The following is a 15,623-nucleotide window of genomic DNA, read 5'->3' on the forward strand; positions in this document are numbered from 1 at the left end:
GTGTCACTTACGCTTTGGCAACAGTGTCTTGCCCGTTTGCAGGATGAGCTTCCTGCCACCGAATTCAGCATGTGGATTCGTCCGCTCCAGGCTGAATTGAACGACAATACGCTGGCCTTGTATGCACCAAATCGGTTTGTACTCGACTGGGTTCGGGATAAATATCTCAATAGTATCAATGGGCTGCTGAATGAATTCTGCGGTGCGAACGTGCCGCTGCTGCGTTTTGAGGTCGGCACGCGCCCGGTTGCGCCGGTGGCTGCTACGCAACCCGCCATGGCCAGCAGCGTCAGCGCGCCCGCACCGGCTGAGAATCGTCCGGCACCGGCACAGCCGCTGCGCCCGAGCTGGGATTCGGTTCCGGCACCGGCTGATGTGACCTACCGCTCGAACGTGAATAACCGCCACAACTTCGACAACTTCGTTGAAGGTAAGTCCAACCAACTGGCGCGCGCGGCGGCACGTCAGGTGGCGGATAATCCTGGCGGCGCTTATAACCCGCTGTTCCTGTATGGCGGCACCGGCCTCGGCAAAACGCACCTGCTGCACGCGGTGGGCAACGGCATCATCGCGCGCAAGCCGAATGCCAAAGTGGTTTATATGCACTCTGAACGCTTCGTGCAGGATATGGTGAAAGCGCTGCAGAACAACGCCATCGAGGAGTTTAAGCGCTACTACCGTTCGGTGGACGCGCTGCTGATCGATGATATTCAGTTCTTTGCCAATAAAGAGCGCTCGCAGGAAGAGTTTTTCCACACCTTCAACGCGCTGCTGGAAGGTAATCAGCAGATCATCCTGACCTCGGATCGTTACCCGAAAGAGATCAATGGGGTGGAAGATCGTCTGAAATCACGCTTTGGCTGGGGATTAACCGTGGCGATCGAGCCGCCTGAGCTGGAGACGCGTGTCGCGATCCTGATGAAAAAGGCGGACGAAAACGACATCCGTCTGCCGGGCGAAGTGGCCTTCTTTATTGCCAAGCGTCTGCGCTCTAACGTGCGTGAGCTGGAAGGGGCACTGAATCGCGTGATTGCCAATGCCAACTTTACCGGGCGTGCCATCACCATCGATTTTGTGCGCGAAGCGCTGCGCGACCTGCTGGCGCTGCAGGAAAAGCTGGTGACCATCGACAACATTCAGAAGACGGTGGCCGAGTACTACAAAATTAAAGTGGCGGATTTGCTGTCGAAGCGCCGTTCGCGCTCGGTGGCGCGTCCGCGTCAAATGGCGATGGCGATGGCCAAAGAGCTCACCAACCACAGCCTGCCGGAAATTGGCGATGCGTTTGGTGGCCGTGACCATACCACCGTGCTTCATGCCTGCCGTAAAATCGAGCAGCTGCGTGAAGAGAGCCACGACATCAAAGAAGATTTCTCTAACCTCATTCGAACATTATCTTCCTGACGCATATGAAATTTATTGTTGAACGTGAGCAGTTGCTGAAGCCGCTGCAACAGGTGAGTGGCCCGCTTGGCGGACGCCCGACGCTGCCGATCCTCGGAAATTTACTGCTGCAGGTGAATGAAGGCACGCTGCTGCTGACCGGTACCGATCTTGAGATGGAGATGGTGGCGCGCGTGGCGCTGACCCAGCCGCACGAACCGGGCGCGACGACCGTGCCGGCGCGTAAGTTTCTTGATATCTGCCGTGGCCTGCCTGAAGGCGCAGAGATCAGTCTGACGCTGGAAGGTGACCGCATGCTGGTGCGCTCCGGCCGCAGCCGCTTTTCGCTGTCGACGCTGCCAGCCAGCGACTTCCCGAATCTCGACGACTGGCAGAGCGAAGTGGAATTCACGTTGCCGCAGGCCACGCTCAAACGCCTGATTGAAGCCACGCAGTTCTCCATGGCGCATCAGGATGTGCGTTACTATCTCAACGGCATGCTGTTCGAGACCGAAGGCGAAGAGCTGCGCACCGTTGCCACTGACGGCCATCGTCTGGCGGTCTGTTCGATGCCTGTCGGACAGGCGCTGCCGAACCATTCGGTGATCGTACCGCGTAAAGGTGTGATTGAGCTGGTTCGTCTGCTGGACGGCGGTGAAACGCCGCTGCAGGTGCAGATTGGCAGCAGCAACATTCGCGCGCATGTCGGCGACTTCATCTTTACGTCGAAGCTGGTTGATGGCCGTTTCCCGGATTATCGCCGCGTGTTGCCGAAGAATCCTGACAAAGCGCTGGAAGCGGGCTGCGATCTGCTGAAACAGGCTTTTGCCCGCGCGGCGATCCTGTCGAACGAGAAGTTTCGCGGTGTTCGCATCTATATCACCGAAAATCAGCTGCGCATCACCGCCAATAACCCGGAGCAGGAAGAGGCGGAAGAGATGCTGGACGTGTCGTACAGCGGCACCGAGCTGGAGATTGGTTTTAACGTCAGCTACGTGCTGGATGTGCTGAACGCGCTGAAGTGCGAAAACGTGCGTCTGCTGCTGACGGATTCGGTTTCCAGCGTGCAGATTGAAGATGTAGCCAGTCCGGCTGCGGCCTACGTCGTGATGCCCATGCGTTTGTAATAGAAAATATCGGCCTGGCTTACTTGCCATTCTGGTCCCGGGCAGTGCTCGCCCCTGGTCACATACTTCAGTATGCTCCCAGGGCCTGCGCGCTGGCCGTGGCCAGACTGCCTGCGCCGCCAACGGCCTGGATTGTTAATGTTAGGCAACCCCCTCTGGCTGGATTGATTCATGGCTTTAACCCGCCTCCTGATTAAAGATTTTCGTAATATCGAGCAGGCCGATCTCACGCTGGCGCCGGGCTTTAATTTTCTCGTGGGTGCCAACGGCAGCGGTAAAACCAGCGTGCTGGAGGCGATTTATACGCTGGGCCACGGCCGCGCATTCCGCAGTTTGCAGGCCGGACGCGTAATTCGTCACGATCAGGACGCGTTTGTGTTGCACGGGCGGATTGAAGGCAGCGAGCGCGAGCTGGCGGTCGGCCTGAGTAAAAACCGCGCCGGCGACAGCAAAGTCCGCATCGACGGCAGCGACGGCCACAAAGTCGCCGAGCTGGCGCAGCTGCTGCCGATGCAGCTGATTACGCCAGAGGGGTTTACTTTGCTCAACGGCGGCCCCAAATACCGTAGAGCCTACATCGACTGGGGCTGCTTTCATGCTTATCCCGGTTTCTTTCTGGCCTGGAGCAACCTGCGTCGCCTGCTCAAACAGCGCAACGCGGCGCTGCGCCAGGTCGCGCGCTACAGCCAGATCCGGCCATGGGATCAGGAGCTGGTGCCGCTGGCAGAACAGATCAGCGCATGGCGCGCTGAATACAGCGCAGCCATTGCCAGCGAAATCACCGCCACCTGCAGCCAGTTTTTACCAGAGTTTGCGCTGAGCTTCTCCTTCCAGCGTGGCTGGGACAAAGAGAGCGACTTCGGCGATCTGCTGGAGCGCAACTTCGAGCGCGATCGCGCGCTCACCTACACCGCCAGCGGTCCGCACAAAGCCGATTTTCGGATTCGTGCTGAAGGCACGCCGGTGGAAGATTTACTCTCACGCGGTCAGTTAAAGCTGCTGATGTGTGCGTTGCGGTTAGCGCAGGGCGAGTACCTGACGCGCAGCAGCGGACGTCGCTGTTTGTACCTGATTGACGACTTCGCCTCCGAGCTGGATGACACCCGTCGTCGCCTGCTGGCGGAACGCCTGAAAGCCACGCAGGCTCAGGTGTTTGTCAGCGCCATTGGTGTCGAGCATGTAATCGATATGAGTGACGAAAAGGGCAAGATGTTCCGCGTGGAACAGGGTAAAATAGCGGTTCAACCTGAAGATTAAATGAGCGAGAAACGTTGATGTCGAATTCTTATGACTCCTCAAGTATCAAAGTCCTGAAAGGGCTTGATGCGGTACGCAAACGCCCGGGTATGTACATCGGCGATACGGATGACGGCACCGGTCTGCATCACATGGTATTCGAGGTCGTGGATAACGCCATCGACGAAGCGCTCGCCGGCCACTGTAGTGATATCGTGGTCACCATCCATGCCGACAACTCTGTCTCCGTACAGGATGACGGCCGTGGTATTCCGACCGGTATCCACCCGGAAGAGGGCGTCTCTGCTGCCGAAGTGATCATGACCGTACTGCATGCCGGCGGTAAGTTTGATGACAACTCTTATAAAGTTTCCGGTGGTCTGCACGGCGTCGGCGTATCGGTGGTGAACGCCCTGTCGCAGAAGCTGGAACTGACCATTCGTCGCGACGGCAAAGTGCATCAGCAAACCTACGTGCACGGTGTGCCGCAGGCGCCACTGGCGGTGACCGGTGATACCGACGCTACCGGTACGCGCGTGCGTTTCTGGCCGAGCCACGATACGTTCACCAACGTCACCGATTTTGAATATGAAATCCTGGCGAAGCGTCTGCGCGAGCTGTCATTCCTTAACTCCGGCGTGTCGATTCGCCTGGAAGACAAGCGCGACGATAAAAACGACCATTACCACTACGAAGGTGGTATCAAAGCGTTTGTTGAATATCTCAACCGCAACAAGAACCCGATTCACCCGAATGTGTTCTACTTCTCCACCGAAAAAGACGGTATCGGCGTTGAAGTTGCGCTGCAGTGGAACGACGGTTTCCAGGAAAATATCTACTGCTTCACCAACAATATTCCGCAGCGCGACGGCGGAACGCACCTTGCCGGTTTCCGCGCGGCGATGACGCGTACGCTCAACGCCTACATGGATAAAGAAGGTTACAGCAAAAAAGCCAAAGTCAGCGCTACCGGTGACGACGCGCGTGAAGGGCTGGTGGCAGTGGTTTCGGTGAAGGTGCCGGATCCGAAATTCTCCTCTCAGACCAAAGACAAGCTGGTCTCTTCCGAGGTGAAATCGGCGGTGGAACAGCAGATGAACGAACTGCTGAGCGAATACCTGCTGGAAAATCCGTCTGACGCCAAAATCGTGGTCGGCAAAATTATCGATGCCGCGCGTGCGCGTGAAGCCGCACGTCGTGCACGTGAAATGACCCGCCGTAAAGGCGCGCTGGACCTGGCGGGCCTGCCGGGCAAGCTGGCGGACTGTCAGGAGCGCGATCCGGCGCTGTCTGAAATCTACCTGGTGGAGGGTGACTCTGCAGGCGGTTCTGCCAAGCAGGGACGTAACCGTAAGAACCAGGCGATTCTGCCGCTGAAAGGTAAAATCCTTAACGTGGAGAAAGCGCGTTTCGACAAAATGCTCTCTTCACAGGAAGTTGCCACGCTGATCACCGCACTGGGCTGCGGTATCGGCCGCGATGAGTACAACCCGGACAAGTTGCGCTATCACAGCATCATCATCATGACCGATGCGGACGTCGATGGTTCGCACATCCGTACGCTGCTGCTGACCTTCTTCTATCGCCAGATGCCGGAAATCATCGAGCGTGGCCACGTCTACATCGCGCAGCCACCGCTGTACAAGGTGAAGAAGGGCAAGCAGGAGCAGTATATTAAAGATGACGACGCGATGGATCAGTATCAGATTGCCATCGCGCTGGACGGTGCAACGCTGCACACCAACGCCAGCGCACCGGCGCTGGGCGGCGAGCCGCTGGAAAGCCTGGTGGCGGAATACAACAGCACCCAGAAGATGATCAAGCGTATGGAGCGCCGCTTCCCGTCTGCGCTGCTGCGCGCGCTGGTTTATCATCCGACCCTGAGCGATCTCAGCGATCAGACGGCAGTGACCGCATGGCTGGAGAGCCTGGTGGCTTACCTGAACGAGCGCGAAGCGCATGGCAGCAGCTATGTGGCACAGGTGCGGGAAAACCGCGAACAGCAGCGCTTTGAGCCGGTGCTGCGCGTGCGTACTCACGGTGTTGATACCGATTATCCGCTGGACAGCGAGTTCATTGACGGCGCGGAATACCGCAAAATCTGTGCACTCGGCGCGCACCTGCGTGGTCTGATTGAAGAGGATGCCTACATCGAGCGTGGCGAGCGCCGACAGCCGGTTGCCAGCTTTGAGCAGGCAATTGACTGGCTGGTGAAAGAGTCGCGCCGCGGTCTGTCAGTGCAGCGCTACAAAGGTCTGGGCGAGATGAACCCGGATCAGCTGTGGGAAACCACCATGGATCCGGACAGCCGCCGCATGCTGCGCGTCACCATCAAAGACGCCATCGCCGCCGACCAGTTGTTCACCACGCTGATGGGCGATGCGGTTGAACCGCGCCGCGCCTTCATCGAAGAGAACGCGCTGAAAGCCGCCAACATCGATATCTGATATCGCAAAACCCTTCCCAAACGGGAAGGGTTTTTTGTTTTAATCGCCGTTATTAATTCCCTCCTGAGCACCAACCTCTTTGTTCGCAAAGCATCTTCCGCTGCCGATTAACTGGTCAATGTGAGCTGAATCGCGCTAGCATTAAAGCCAGACCCTGAATTAACCGAGGACGTTATGGCGATAAAACTGATTGCGATCGATATGGACGGCACGCTGCTGAATCCGCAGCACGAAATCACGGCGGGCGTCAAAGCGGCGATTGGCCGGGCGCGGGATAAAGGTGTGTCGATCGTGCTGGCCACCGGACGCCCGTTTGTTGGTGTGGAGCGCTACCTGATGGAGCTGGATCTGCGTCAGCCGGGGCAGTATTGCATCAGCAACAATGGCGCACTGGCGCACAGCGCGGACAGCGGTGAGGTGGTGGCCGAGAAGACGCTTGGCTTTGATGACTATCTCTACCTGGAACAGCTGGCGCGCGACCTTGGGGTACATTTTCAGGCGTTCGACAAATCCTTCCTCTACACGCCAAATAAAGACATCAGCGAATACACCATTCACGAAGCCAGCCTGACCGGCATTCCGGTGCGCTATCGCGCCGTAGAGGAGATGGACCCGGCGACGCGCTTCCCGAAACTGATGATGATCGACAAACCGGAGCTGCTGGATAAAGCCATCGCCGCCTTACCGGCGCGCGCCCGCGACAGTTATACCATTCTGAAAAGTGCACCTTACTATCTCGAAATCCTTAATCCGCTGGTCAACAAAGGCTACGGCGTAAAAATGCTGGCGGAGAAACTCGGCCTGCAGCCGTCAGAAGTGATGGCGATTGGCGATCAGGAAAACGATCTGGCGATGATTGAATACGCCGGCACCGGCGTGGCGATGGGCAATGCGATTGATTCCGTGAAGCAGATTGCGCAGTTCGTGACCAAGACCAATATGGAAGATGGCGTCGCGCACGCCATTGAAGAGCTAGTGCTGTAACCCTCCTCTGATGCGGGCGGCGTTCTGCTGCCCGTCACTTCTCTGCTGAATTTTTTGCTGCCAGTACGCTGGTGGGTTGTCTGTTTTGTGATCCGTATTGTAGTACAAACAATACATGTGGTACTACAATCTCCGCTACAGGATGCGTCAGGGATTGGGCTTTGCACTACGAAAGCAGTAATCTGATTTCTCACGCCTTTCATGGAATCGAACACGATGACGCAGGAACCACTGAGTAAAACAGAGCGCATCATCCAGACGCTGGGTGAAGAGATTGTTGCGGGAAAATATGTGCCGGGCGCCGCGCTGCCGGCGGAAGCGGAGCTGTGCGAGCGATTTTCAACCTCGCGCAATATTATCCGCGAAGTGTATCGCTCCCTGATGGCTAAACGCCTGATGGAGATGAAGCGCTATCGCGGCGCGTTTGTCACTTCACGTAACCAGTGGAACTATCTCGACAGCGATGTACTGCAGTGGGCGCTGGCGCACGATCACGATCCGCGCCTGATTGCGGCCATGAACGAGGTGCGCGTGCTGGTGGAACCGCAGATTGCGCGCTGGTCGGCCGAGCGGGCAACGTCGACCGATCTGGCGGCGATTGAGCTGGCCTACAACGAGATGGTGGCCAACCACCTCAACCGTGATGCCTTTAACGACGCAGATATCCGCTATCACGAAGCGGTGATGGCCTCGGTGCATAACCCGGTGCTGCAGCAGCTTAATGTGGCGATCAGCCAGCTGCAAAAAGCGGTGTTTGCGCAAACCTACATGGCGGACTCCGGCAACATGCCGCGCACGTTAGCCGAACATAAAGCGCTGTTCGATGCCATTCGTCACCAGGATGGCGATGCGGCGGAACAGGCGGCGAAGGCGATGATTGCCAGCTCAACCGCCCGACTCAAGGAGATTTTGTGACCGGTTATATCGCTATTGACTGGGGCTCCACCAACCTGCGCGCCTGGTATTACCGCGCCGGTGAATGCGTCGATGAGCGCCGTTCGGAAGCGGGCGTGACGCGCCTCGGCGACCGCACGCCTGCTCAGGTGTTTGCCACCATTACCGACGGCTGGCCGGTGGCCGAAGTCCCGGTGATCATGGCCGGTATGGTGGGCAGCAACGCTGGCTGGCTGGCAGTGCCTTATCTCGCCTGTCCGGTGGCGCTCAATGCATTAAGCGATCGCCTGACCTGCGTGGAAGGAAAAGCGTGGATTGTGCCGGGACTGAGCGTCGAACGTGACGACAACTACAACGTAATGCGCGGTGAAGAAACCCAGCTGCTCGGCGCGGTCACGCTGCAGCCCGCGCCGCTGTATGTCATGCCGGGCACGCACGCCAAGTGGGTGCAGATGGAGCAGGATCGCGTCATCGATTTCCGCACCGTGATGACCGGCGAGCTGCACCATTTACTGCTGAAGCAGTCGCTGATTGGCGCCGGTTTACCCGCGCAGGAAGCCAGTCCGGACGAGTTCCGGGACGGTTTGCAGATTGGCAGCCATGACCCATCCATTCTGGCGCGCCTGTTTGAAGTGCGTGCCGCCCATGTGCTCGGCGCGCGCGATCGGCGCCATATCAGTGATTTTCTCTCGGGCCTGTTAATCGGCCATGAAGTGGCACAGATGACGCAGCAGTTAACGCATAGCCGCCAGCCGATTGTCATTATCGCCGGCAGCGAACTGGCGCTGCGTTATCAGCAGGCGCTGGCCTTTATCGGCACAGATTCAGTTACGCTGGAGGGCGATCGCGCTTTCCAGCACGGAATAAGGAGTATTGCGCATGTCCTGGCCCACTAAACTTCCGCTGATCGCCATTCTGCGTGGCATCACGCCGGATGAAGCTGAAGCGCACGTCACGGCGCTGATCGATGCCGGTTTCGATGCGATTGAAATTCCGCTCAACTCGCCAGAGTGGGCGAAAAGTATCGGCGCGATGGTGCAAACCTTCGGCGATAAAGCGCTGATCGGTGCCGGCACCGTGCTGCAGGCGACGCAGGTCGATCAGCTGGCGGCGCTCAACAGCAAGCTGGTGGTGACGCCCAATACCGATGCTGCGGTGATTCGCCAGGCCGTGGCGCACGGCATGCTGGTTGCCGCAGGCTGTGCCACCGCCAGCGAAGCCTTTACCGCGCTGCAGGCTGGGGCGCAGGCGCTGAAAATTTTTCCGTCGTCGGCGTTTGGTCCGGGCTACATCAAAGCGCTGAAAGCGGTGCTGCCGCCGGAGGTGCCGGTCTTTGCCGTGGGCGGCGTCACGCCGGAAAACCTGCATGAATTTATCGCCGCCGGTTGCGTCGGGGCTGGCCTGGGCAGCGATCTCTATCGCGCCGGTCAGCCGCTGTCGCGCACCGTGGAGAAGGCCCGCGCATTTATTGCTGCCTATAAGGACGCTGTACGATGAAAATTACGAAACTGACCACTTATCGCCTGCCGCCGCGCTGGATGTTCCTGAAAATCGAAACCGATGAAGGCATCATCGGCTGGGGCGAGCCGGTGATTGAAGGGCGCGCGCGCAGCGTCGAAGCGGCGGTGCATGAGCTGTCGGAATATCTGATTGGGCAGGATCCGGCGCGGATTAATGATCTGTGGCAGGTGATGTATCGCGGCGGTTTTTATCGCGGCGGCCCGATTTTAATGAGCGCCATTGCCGGTATCGATCAGGCGCTGTGGGATATTAAAGGCAAAGCGCTGGGCGTGCCGATGTATCAGCTACTGGGCGGTCTGGTGCGTGACAGCATCAAAGCATACAGCTGGGTGGGCGGCGATCGTCCGGCTGAAGTGATTGATGGCATTAAGAAATTACGTGGTATCGGCTTTGACACCTTCAAACTCAACGGCTGTGAAGAGATGGGCATCATCGACAATTCACGTCAGGTCGATGCCGCTGTTAACACCGTAGCGCAGATCCGTGAAGCCTTTGGCAGTGACATTGAGTTTGGCCTCGATTTCCACGGTCGCGTCAGCGCGCCGATGGCCAAAGTGCTGATCAAAGAGCTGGAGCCGTATCGTCCGCTGTTTATTGAAGAACCGGTGCTGGCCGAGCAGGCAGAATACTATCCGCGCCTGGCGGCGCAGACGCATCTGCCGATTGCCGCAGGCGAACGCATGTTCTCCCGCTTCGAGTTCAAGCGCGTGCTGGAAGCCGGTGGGCTGGCGATTCTGCAGCCGGATCTGTCGCACGCCGGCGGCATCACCGAATGCTACAAAATCGCGGCGATGGCCGAGTCCTACGACGTGGCGCTGGCGCCGCACTGTCCGCTGGGGCCGATTGCGCTGGCTGCCTGTCTGCACGTGGATTTCGTGTCGCGTAACGCGGTGTTCCAGGAGCAGAGCATGGGCATTCACTATAATCAGGGCGCTGAACTGCTCGATTACGTGATCAATAAAGAGGATTTTAAAATGGATGACGGCCATTTCTATCCATTAAATAAACCCGGCCTCGGTGTGGAAATTAATGAAGAGCTGGTGATTGCGCGCAGTAAAAATGCGCCAGACTGGCGCAACCCATTATGGCGCTTTCCGGATGGATCGGTAGCCGAGTGGTAATAACCGTGGTATTTCGTCCGGTTGCTGCGTTTACCGCTTTATAACAGCGCCGATTATCAGGCGATTAAACATCTGACTATTTAAACCATGTGCGGAATATATAAGGCACAGGGCAGCGCTCAACCTGTTTTCACCGCGCTGCCAGTTTACCGCTGCTGCGGCTTTTATCTTCGATAACCTTACCCTGCGTTGGCTGCGGCGTGTTTCGGCACGTCCGCCAGCTGACATCTGACGGAGAAACACCATGGATCTCTCTGCTGTTCAGGCGAAACCTACGCGTCGCCGTTATATTACGCTGCTGATGATTTTTATTACGGTAGTCATTTGTTATGTCGATCGCGCTAATTTAGCCGTTGCCTCGGCGCATATTCAGCAGGAGTTTGGCATCAGCAAAGCGGAAATGGGCTATGTGTTTTCGGCGTTTGCCTGGTTATATACGCTGTGCCAGATTCCCGGCGGCTGGTTTCTCGATCGCGTAGGTTCACGCCTGACCTATTTTATCGCTATTCTCGGCTGGTCGGTGGCGACATTATTGCAGGGATTCGCCAGCGGCTTATTATCGCTGATAGGTCTGCGCGCCATTACCGGTATTTTTGAAGCGCCGGCTTTCCCGACCAATAATCGCCTGGTTACCAGCTGGTTCCCGGAACAGGAGCGCGCTTCGGCCGTCGGCTTTTACACCTCCGGTCAGTTTGTCGGCCTGGCGTTTCTCACGCCGCTGCTGATCTGGATTCAGGAACTGCTGAGCTGGCACTGGGTGTTTATCATCACTGGCGGGATTGGCATTATCTGGTCGCTGGTGTGGATGAGGGTTTACCAGGCGCCGAGCCAGAGCAAAGGCATCAATCAGGCCGAGCTGGATTACATTCGTGCCGGTGGCGCGATGGTCGACGGCGATGCGCCCGGCGAGATAAAAGCACGCGTTAAACTCACCGCGGCCGACTGGAAACTGGTGTTTCATCGCAAGCTTTGCGGCGTGTATCTCGGCCAGTTCGCGGTGACCTCAACGCTGTGGTTTTTCCTTACCTGGTTCCCCAACTATCTGACGCAGGAGAAACATATTGCCGCGCTGACGGCCGGCTTTATGACTACCGTGCCGTTTCTCGCCGCCTTTGTTGGCGTGATCCTCTCCGGGATGGTGGCCGATCGTCTGGTGCGCAGCGGCCGCTCGCTCGGCTTTGCCCGCAAGACGCCGATCATCTGCGGCCTGCTGATCTCCACCTGCATTATGGGCGCAAACTACACCAACGATCCGCTGTGGATTATGGTGCTGATGGCGCTGGCCTTCTTCGGCAACGGGTTCGCGTCCATCACCTGGTCGCTGGTCTCGTCACTGGCGCCGGTACGCCTGATTGGCCTGACCGGCGGCATGTTTAACTTTATCGGCGGCCTCGGTGGCATCACGGTACCGCTGGTGGTGGGGTATCTGGCGCAGGATTACGGCTTTGCGCCCGCGCTGGTGTACATCTCCGCGGTTGCGCTGATTGGCGCGCTCTCTTACATCCTGCTGGTGGGGGATGTGCAGCGCGTGGGCTAAGCTTCCGGGTGCGCATGCCTGCGCACCCGCATTAGCTGCTCAGCTTTTGCTTAACTGAACGGCATCACGTAATTTGTCCGGCAACGGTTACATCTGAGGTTGCCCCATGTCAGAAAAACAACTCACCTTTACTCAGCGCCATCATCAGCTGACCAATATCAACGTCTGGACCGCCGACAGCCAGTGGCTGGCATTTGATGTGCGGCCGTCCGGCGCCTCGTTTACCAGCCTGACCATTGAGCGCGTCAACGTGCACAGCGGCGCGGTCGAGGTGCTGTATCAGGCGCGCGAGGGCGCGCACGTCGGCGTGGTGACCGTGAGTCCGGATCTGCCGCCGCGCTATGTCTGTATTCATGGGCCGGAGCATCCCGATGCGCACTGGCATTATGACTTTCATCACCGGCGCGGCGTGATTGTTCAGCAGGGCATCGCAGAGAACCTCGACGCCTGCGATATCACCGCGCCCTATACGCCGGGTGCGCTGCGTGGTGGCTCGCACGTGCATGTGTTCAGTCCGGATGGCTCGCGGCTGAGCTTTACCTATAACGATCACGTAATGCATGAGCGCGATGTGCGTGACGACCTGCGCAACGTCGGCGTGGCGGTGCCGCTGCATCCGGTGTGTCCGCCAAAACAGCATCCGCGCGAATATGACGGCAGCCACTACTGCGTGCTGGTGAGCCACACCCGGCGCGATCCACAACCGGGCAGCGATCAGATTGACCGCGCTTATGAAGAGTGCTGGATTGGCGCGCGCGGCTACCAGAAAGCGGACGGCAGCTGGCAGCGCTGGGCCATCGCCTTTATCGGCGATACGCGCAATGCCAGTGGTGAGAAGGTGCCGGAAGTGTTTGTGGTCGATCTGCCTGAGGCGCTGGCGGACTATGCCAGAGCCGGCAATGCACCGCTGCAGGGCACGGCAGAGCAGCTGCCGGCACCGCCGGCTGGCGTGCAGCAGCGGCGCATCACGCACGGTAAAGGGCTGGCGCTGCAGCCGCGCCACTGGTTGCGCGCTGCGCCGGATGGCAGCGCAATCGCCTTTTTGCAGGCTGACGAGCAGGGCATTGTGCAGCTGTGGACAGTCTCACCCAACGGTGGCGCGGCGCGTCAGATCACCTCACTGCGCAGCAGCATTCAGTCTGCTTTCAGCTGGCAGCCGGACGGCGCAGCCATCGCCTTTATCTGTGATAACAGCGTGATGCGTTGTGAGATAGCCAGCGGACAGTGTACGCGCCTTACCGCGCGCAGCGCGCAACCGCCGGGCGGCGACGCGGTGGTGTGGTCGCCGGACGGGAAGCAGATCGCCTACATGCGCGAGGTTGACGGCTGGCGACAGCTGTTCTGCGTCAGTGCGATTCCGCCGGCATAGCCGCCGCGGTGGCCAGGCTGGCCTGGGTGCCAGCCATCTTCTCGCTCTGCAGCACGCGTTCGCGCGGCGAATCTTTGGTTTTATCGTCGTCGGCGCGGAAGTAATCCCACGGCAGCAGCAGCGTATCCATCACCGCCGAAAAGGGCAGATCGATCAGCGCCAGCGGTTTAATCGCCCAGCTGGTATTGTCATCGGTCAGCATCTCTGCGCTGGCGCGCGTGCCGGGGTAGTAACCCTGGCTGGCACCGGTATGCGACATCACGCTGGAGCAGCCTGATGTGGCACAGGCGCAGCAGACCAGCAGGCCGGTGAGCGGAAAGCGTTTCATCATTTTCATCATCATCATCCCTACAGTCATGGCATGGCCCTGGCTGGAGTGTGTCACCTGACATCCGCATAACTCTGTGGTTATGTCCTTCCCGTCAGGCGAAGCGTCCCCTGAGTGTATGCCATATCGTCAGAATTGCTGCAAAAAAAAGCGCATTGCCCCTTGAAAGCGACCTGAGCGCACCCATCTTTAAGCTACGGTCACGACGCGGTCGCCGACAGGGACACCGACGGGCCGGACAACCTGTCCATGGTGGAAGGTTGCCAAAACTTGCTGATTATCAGGAGTCTTATTATGCGTAACTTTGATCTCTCTCCGCTTTATCGTTCTGCTATTGGTTTCGACCGTCTGTTTAACCTGCTTGAGTCCAATCAAAACCAGGCCAACGGCGGCTACCCTCCGTACAACGTCGAGCTGGTAGACGAAAACCACTATCGCATCACCATTGCCGTCGCCGGCTTTGCGCAGAGCGAACTGGATATCACCGCCCATGACAACATGCTGGTGGTGCGCGGCGCCCACCCTGAAGAGCAGCAGGAACGTAAATACCTGTACCAGGGCATCGCAGAACGTAACTTCGAACGCAAATTCCAGCTGGCCGATCACATCGTGGTGCGCGATGCGCGTCTCGAACTGGGCCTGCTGAGTATCGATCTGGAACGCATCGTCCCGGAAGAGGCGAAACCACGCCGGATTGAAATCCTGAAATAAGGCTAACGAAGTAAAGAAAAACGCCGCTGCAACGCGGCGTTTTTTTATGGCTGCATCATCAGGTACGTACCAGCAGGCGCTGGCTCACCATACCGCCAAACACATTCACCAGCAGCCCGAGAATGATCACCGACGCGCCGAGAATCTCCTGTGCCGACAGAGTTTCGCCGAGGATCAGCGCGGCGCTGAGAATACCGACCACCGGCACCAGCAGCGACAGCGGCGCCACGCGCCAGGTTTCGTAGCGGCTGAGCAGATTGCCCCAGATGGCGTAGCCAATGATGGTGGCGAAAAACGCCAGATAGAGCAGTGCCAGCACCGTCTGCAGCGAAATATCCAGCAGGCTGGTGACAATGGCGGATTCGCCCTCGAACCACCACGAACAGGCAAAGAACGGTGCAATCGGCACCAGCGCGCTCCACACCACCAGCGACATCACCGGCACCTTGCGGTTGCGCAGGATAATCTTGTTAGTGATATTGCCCAGCCCCCACGACAGCGCCGCCGCCAGCGTCAGCATCATGGTGGTCAGCGTGATGCCCGCGGTTGTCTGGCCCTCCATACCGGCGGTTGCCAGCATAAACATGCCGAGCGTGGCGACCAGAATGCCGGCGATGTGGTTCCAGCGCAGCTTCTCGGCCAGCAGCAGCGCGCCGAGCAGCAGGGTGAAAAATGCCTGCGCCTGCAGCACCAGCGAAGCCAGCCCGGCTGGCATGCCAAGCTTGATGGCGAGGAACAGAAACGCGAACTGACCAAAGCTGATGGTCATGCCATACACCACCAGCCAGCGCAGCGGAATTGCCGGACGACGCACGAAAAAGATCGCCGGAAACGCCACCAGCGTAAAACGCAGTCCCGCCAGCAAAAAGGGCGGCATGCCCTGCAAACCCAGCTTAATCACCACAAAATTTACGCCCCACGCCACCACGACGCACAGGGCTAACAACATATCTTTCACGGACATA

At 58.4% G+C, this 15,623-nt stretch carries 14 protein-coding genes; 12 read left to right on the plus strand and 2 right to left on the minus strand.

What is annotated here, in order from left to right; all coding sequences use genetic code 11:
* The 11 genes from dnaA (at position 1) to C1N84_RS00055 (ending at position 13,619) form a co-directional block, all read left to right on the plus strand.
* The gene (dnaA, locus tag C1N84_RS00005; RefSeq protein WP_031279599.1) at positions 1 to 1,404 is read left to right on the plus strand and encodes a chromosomal replication initiator protein DnaA; all 1,404 of its coding nucleotides are present in this window, start codon (positions 1 to 3) and stop codon (positions 1,402 to 1,404) included.
* A gap of 5 nt (positions 1,405 to 1,409) precedes the next feature.
* Entirely contained in the window at positions 1,410 to 2,510 is a 1,101-nt protein-coding gene (gene dnaN / locus C1N84_RS00010) for a DNA polymerase III subunit beta (protein WP_010617831.1), read from the plus strand.
* A 171-nt stretch (positions 2,511 to 2,681) separates the two neighbouring features.
* Positions 2,682 to 3,767: a DNA replication/repair protein RecF gene (gene recF, locus C1N84_RS00015; protein ID WP_211727252.1), complete on the plus strand. Its 1,086-nt coding sequence runs from the start codon at positions 2,682 to 2,684 to the stop codon at positions 3,765 to 3,767.
* A gap of 17 nt (positions 3,768 to 3,784) precedes the next feature.
* Entirely contained in the window at positions 3,785 to 6,193 is a 2,409-nt protein-coding gene (gyrB, locus tag C1N84_RS00020) for a DNA topoisomerase (ATP-hydrolyzing) subunit B (protein WP_058758200.1), read from the plus strand.
* Positions 6,194 to 6,367: 174 nt separating this feature from the next.
* Positions 6,368 to 7,177, plus strand: coding sequence for a sugar-phosphatase (yidA, locus tag C1N84_RS00025; protein WP_058758197.1), 810 nt, complete (start codon positions 6,368 to 6,370; stop codon positions 7,175 to 7,177).
* 216 nt (positions 7,178 to 7,393) lie between these two features.
* On the plus strand, positions 7,394 to 8,092 hold the full coding sequence (locus C1N84_RS00030; protein ID WP_058770730.1) for a FadR/GntR family transcriptional regulator: 699 nt from the start codon (positions 7,394 to 7,396) through the stop codon (positions 8,090 to 8,092).
* Positions 8,089 to 8,967, plus strand: coding sequence for a 2-dehydro-3-deoxygalactonokinase (locus C1N84_RS00035; RefSeq protein ID WP_264441836.1), 879 nt, complete (start codon positions 8,089 to 8,091; stop codon positions 8,965 to 8,967). The genes C1N84_RS00030 and C1N84_RS00035 overlap by 4 nt, the downstream gene beginning before the upstream one ends.
* The gene (locus tag C1N84_RS00040) at positions 8,951 to 9,568 is read left to right on the plus strand and encodes a 2-dehydro-3-deoxy-6-phosphogalactonate aldolase (RefSeq protein WP_264441837.1); all 618 of its coding nucleotides are present in this window, start codon (positions 8,951 to 8,953) and stop codon (positions 9,566 to 9,568) included. Before C1N84_RS00035 ends, C1N84_RS00040 begins: the two co-directional genes overlap by 17 nt.
* On the plus strand, positions 9,565 to 10,713 hold the full coding sequence (gene dgoD / locus C1N84_RS00045) for a galactonate dehydratase (RefSeq protein WP_394541695.1): 1,149 nt from the start codon (positions 9,565 to 9,567) through the stop codon (positions 10,711 to 10,713). Before C1N84_RS00040 ends, dgoD begins: the two co-directional genes overlap by 4 nt.
* A gap of 244 nt (positions 10,714 to 10,957) precedes the next feature.
* Positions 10,958 to 12,250, plus strand: a complete 1,293-nt coding sequence (locus C1N84_RS00050) for an MFS transporter (RefSeq protein WP_264441839.1) — start codon at positions 10,958 to 10,960, stop codon at positions 12,248 to 12,250.
* Positions 12,251 to 12,356: 106 nt separating this feature from the next.
* On the plus strand, positions 12,357 to 13,619 hold the full coding sequence (locus C1N84_RS00055) for a DUF3748 domain-containing protein (protein ID WP_264441840.1): 1,263 nt from the start codon (positions 12,357 to 12,359) through the stop codon (positions 13,617 to 13,619).
* Here the strand turns inward: C1N84_RS00055 and C1N84_RS00060 are convergent.
* Positions 13,597 to 13,956 carry a YceK/YidQ family lipoprotein gene (locus C1N84_RS00060; protein ID WP_040679624.1) on the minus strand — a complete coding sequence of 120 codons (360 nt, stop codon included), beginning with the start codon at positions 13,954 to 13,956 and terminating at the stop codon, positions 13,597 to 13,599. The two genes, C1N84_RS00055 and C1N84_RS00060, sit on opposite strands and share 23 nt — an antisense overlap.
* Before the next feature lie 285 nt (positions 13,957 to 14,241).
* Between C1N84_RS00060 and ibpA the strand changes: the two genes are divergently transcribed.
* Positions 14,242 to 14,658, plus strand: a complete 417-nt coding sequence (ibpA, locus tag C1N84_RS00065; RefSeq protein ID WP_010617843.1) for a small heat shock chaperone IbpA — start codon at positions 14,242 to 14,244, stop codon at positions 14,656 to 14,658.
* Between the two features lie 58 nt (positions 14,659 to 14,716).
* Here the strand turns inward: ibpA and C1N84_RS00070 are convergent, their stop codons facing one another.
* Entirely contained in the window at positions 14,717 to 15,622 is a 906-nt protein-coding gene (locus C1N84_RS00070; protein WP_021506902.1) for an EamA family transporter, read from the minus strand.
* Position 15,623: the final 1 nt, after the last annotated feature.

The sequence above is a fragment of the Pantoea sp. SGAir0418 genome, from assembly GCF_043529865.1.